The following is a 3992-nucleotide window of genomic DNA, read 5'->3' on the forward strand; positions in this document are numbered from 1 at the left end:
ACTGGGTGGCGGGACGGGGCCGGTCGGTGGGCAGCTCCAGCACCTGGGGCGAACCGGCGAGCTGCTGGCGCCAGTAGGAGAACTGCGCTTCGAGGGCCTCGCCCTGGAGCCACTGGCGCTGCCAGGCTGCGAAGTCGGCGTACTGGACGGGCAACTCGGGCAGGGGCGAGGGTTGGCCCTGGCAGAAGGCCTCGTAGAGGGCGGCCACTTCACGCACCAGCACGCCCAAGGACCAACCATCGGAGATGATGTGGTGCACGTTGAGCAGCAGCACGTGCTCGGCGTCGGCCAGCTTCAGCAGGAGGGCGCGCAGCAAGGGGCCGCGCGCGAGCGAGAAGGGCTTGCGGCACTCGGCCTCGATGAGTCGGCGGGCTTCGTCCTCACGCTCGGCGGCGGGCAGGGCGCTCAGGTCCACGCGCTCCAAGGAGAGGGGCGAGGGAGACGCGATGACCTGGAGGGGCTGGCCAGCCTCGGAGGGGAAGGAGGTGCGCAGCACTTCGTGACGGCGCACCAGCTCGGTGAGGCTGCGCTCCAGGGCAGCCGTGTCCAGCGTGCCTTCCAGGCGCAGCGGCGCGGGCATGTTGTACAGCGCGCTGTCGGGGATGAACTGATCGAGGAACCACAGGCGCTGCTGGGCGAAGGACAGCGGCAGCGCGCCCGTCCTTTCGACGGGCAGGAGGGAAGGCAGCTTCGGCCCGAGTCCCTCACGCGCGAGGGTGTCGATGGAGGCGGCGAGGGCTTCGAGGGTGGGTGCCGCGAAGAGGGCGCTGATGGGCAGGTCCACGCCGAAGGTGGCGCGGATGCGGGAGATGACCTGGGTGGCCAGCAGGGAGTGGCCGCCCAGCTCGAAGAAGTTGTCGCGGGCTCCGACGCGAGTGGCCTTCAGCAGCAGACTCCACTGGAAGGCCAGGAGCTGCTCGGTGGGCGTGCGCGGGGCGACGAACTCGACGCTGGCGGTGAGCGCTCCGTCCGGAGCGGGCAGGGCCTTCCTATCGAGCTTGCCGCTGGAGTTGAGGGGCAGGGCCTCCATGGAGACGAAGGCCGAGGGGACCATGTACTCGGGCAGACGCTGCTTGAGGGCGTCGCGCAGGGCGCTGGAGTCGGGAGCCTGCGTTCCGGAGGGCGCCACGACGTAGGCGACCAGGCGCTTGTCGCCGGATGCGGAGTCCTCACGCACCACAACGACGGCCTGGCGCACCTGGGGGTGCAGCTCGAGGGCGGCTTCGATTTCACCCAGCTCGATGCGCAGGCCACGCACCTTCACCTGGAAGTCGAGGCGGCCCAGGTACTCGATGTTGCCGTCAGCCAGCCAGCGAGCCTTGTCGCCGGTGCGGTAGAGGCGGGCGCCGGGCTCGGAGGCGAAGGGGTCTGGGATGAAGCGCTCTGCGGTGAGCTCGGGGCGGGCAAGGTAGCCGCGGCCCACCTGGACGCCGCCGATGAAGAGCTCGCCGGGCACGCCCGTGGGGACGGGACGCAGGTTCGCATCGAGGAGGCGGATGAGGGTGTTGGAGATGGGCCTGCCGATGGGGATGGAGCGGAGGCCGTGCTGGGGCAGGCAGTGGAAGGAGGTGACGTCGACGGCGGCCTCGGTGGGGCCGTAGAGGTTGTGCAGCTGGGCGGAGGGCAGGCGCTGCAGGCAGCGCTGAGTGAGCTCAGGGGAGAGGGCCTCACCACTGCACACCACGCGACGCAGGCTGGAGCATTGCTCCAGGCCCTGCTGCTCCAGGAAGTGCTGGAGCATGGAGGGGACGAAGTGGGTGGTGGTGACGCGCTGCTCGGAGATGAGCCGAACGAGGTAGTCGGGCTCCTGGTGGCCGCCGGGGCGGGCGACGACGAGGCGGGCGCCCACCATGAGAGGCCAGAAGAACTCCCAGACGGAGACGTCGAAGCTGTAGGGCGTCTTCTGCAGGACGACATCGTCTGCGCCGAGGCCGTAGGCGTGCTGCATCCAGAGCAGGCGGTTGCAGACGGCACGGTGGGCGTTCATGGCGCCCTTGGGGCGGCCGGTGGAGCCCGAGGTGAAGATGACGTAGGCGAGGGAGTCGGGCAGCACGCGGACGTCGGGCGCGTGAGTGGGCAGGCCGCGCAGCGCTTCGTCACCCAGGGCGAGGGGCACCATGGCGGCCCCCGGTGCCTCCGGGAGGCGAGCCAGCAGGGTGGGTTGGGCGAGGAGGACGGCGGGACGAGAGTCCTCGAGCATCCACTCCAAGCGCTCGCGAGGGTAGGAGGGGTCGAGGGGGACGTAGGCGCCGCCAGCCTTGAGGATGGCGAAGAGGCCCACGACGAGTTCGAGAGAGCGCTCCGCGGCCAGGCCAACGCGGACCTCGGGACCGACGCCCAGGGAGCGCAGGCGCCAGGCGAGCTGGTTGGCGCGCTCGTCGAGCTGTCGGTAGGAGAGCCAGGAGTCCTCGAAGCCAAGGGCGGGCGCGTCTGGCGTGCGCCGCACCTGGGCCTCGAAGAGGTGGTGGATGCAGGTGTCGGCCGGGAACTCGGCGGCCGTGTCATTCCACTCCACGAGCACCTGGTGGCGCTCGGCGTCGGAGAGTAGCGAGACGTCGCCCAGGCGGGAGGCGGAGCTCAGCGAGAGCAGGGCATCGCGCCAGTGCCCGAGCAACCGCTGAATGGAAGCGGACTCGAAGCGGGGCGAGTCGTAGACGGCCCGCAGGCGCAGGGCCTGTCCGGGAAGGACGGAGAGGGTGAGCGGGTAGTTGGTGCGCTCGTAGCCTTGGACGTCCTTCACCTGGAGCGAGGAGGAGGAATCCAGCAGCGAGGCATCGACCGGGTAGTTCTCGACGACGAGCAGGGACTCGAAGAGGGACGCGCCGCGAGGTACCTGGCTGAGGGCCTGGACCTGGACGAGCGGCGAGTGCTCGTACTGGCGAAGCTCGAGCTGCTGGGCCTGGAGCGACTGGAGCCAGGGCCGCAGGGACGAGCTACCCGAGGGCAGGCGGATACGGGTGGGCAGGGTGTTGATGAAGATGCCCACCAGGGTGTCGGAGCCGGGTAGCTCCGCGGGTCTGCCCGCGACGGTGTTGCCGAAGACGACGTCCTGCTCACCCGAGTAGTGGGAGAGGACGAAGGACCAGGCGGCGAGGGCCAGGGTGTTCAGGGTGAGCTGCTGCTGGCGGGCGAAGGCCTGCAGGGAAGCAGTGGCCTCGGTGGAGAGCCCCAACTCGAGGGTGGAGTGCTCGGGCTGCTGGCTGCGAGGCGGTGCGGCATGGGTGTCCGCGGGAAGGGGAGTGGGCGCGGAGAATCCATCCAGGAAGGTGCGCCAGAAGGACTCGTCGGCGGAGGCGTCGCGGCGCTGCAGCCAGGCGATGTAGTCGCGGAAGGGCGGCCTGCCGGCGGGCAGGGGCGAGGAACCGGAGCGGAAGGCGTCGTAGAGGGAGAAGACCTCCTTCATGAGCACGCCGAGGCTCCAGCCATCCACGAGCAGGTGGTGGTGGCTCCAGCAGAAGCGCACGGAGTTCTCGGCGAGGCGCACGGCCGTCAAGCGCATGAGCGGAGCGCGGCGCAGCTCGAAGCCGCGCTGCCTGTCTTGGAGGAGGAGTTCCTCGAAGCGGGCGTGTTGCTCGGAGGCGGAGAGTTCGCTCCAGTCGAGCAGCTCGAAGGGGAGCTCGACGTGGGAGTGGACCACCTGGAGGGGGGTGTCGAGGCCTTCCCAGTGGAAGGAGGAGCGCAGGATGGTGTGGAGCTGGAGGCAGGCCTGCCAGGCGCGCATGAAGGCGTGCAGGTCGAGCGAGGAAGTGACAGTCCAGGAGAGCTGCTCGAAGTAGGTGGAAGAGGAGGGCGAGAGCAGAGCGTGGAAGAGCATGCCCTGCTGGGTGGCAGAGAGCGGGTAGACGTCCTCGACGTCGGAGCCGGCCTGCCGCAGCAGGGTGTCGAGCGACTGCTGGGAGAGTGCCGCGAGAGGGAAGTCGCCCGGGGAGAAGCGGCGGGCGTCCTCGGAGGCGCGCAGGGAGATGAGGGCGCGCAGGTGGTGGAGGAAGCGC

At 70.0% G+C, this 3992-nt stretch carries 1 protein-coding gene; it reads right to left on the reverse strand.

What is annotated here, in order from left to right:
• On the reverse strand, positions 1-3992 hold a 3992-nt coding region (locus G4D85_RS48305; RefSeq protein WP_164021878.1), incomplete at both ends, for a non-ribosomal peptide synthetase.

Origin of the sequence: Pyxidicoccus trucidator (genome assembly GCF_010894435.1) — a bacterium.
GTDB classification, from domain to species: Bacteria; Myxococcota; Myxococcia; order Myxococcales; family Myxococcaceae; genus Myxococcus; species Myxococcus trucidator.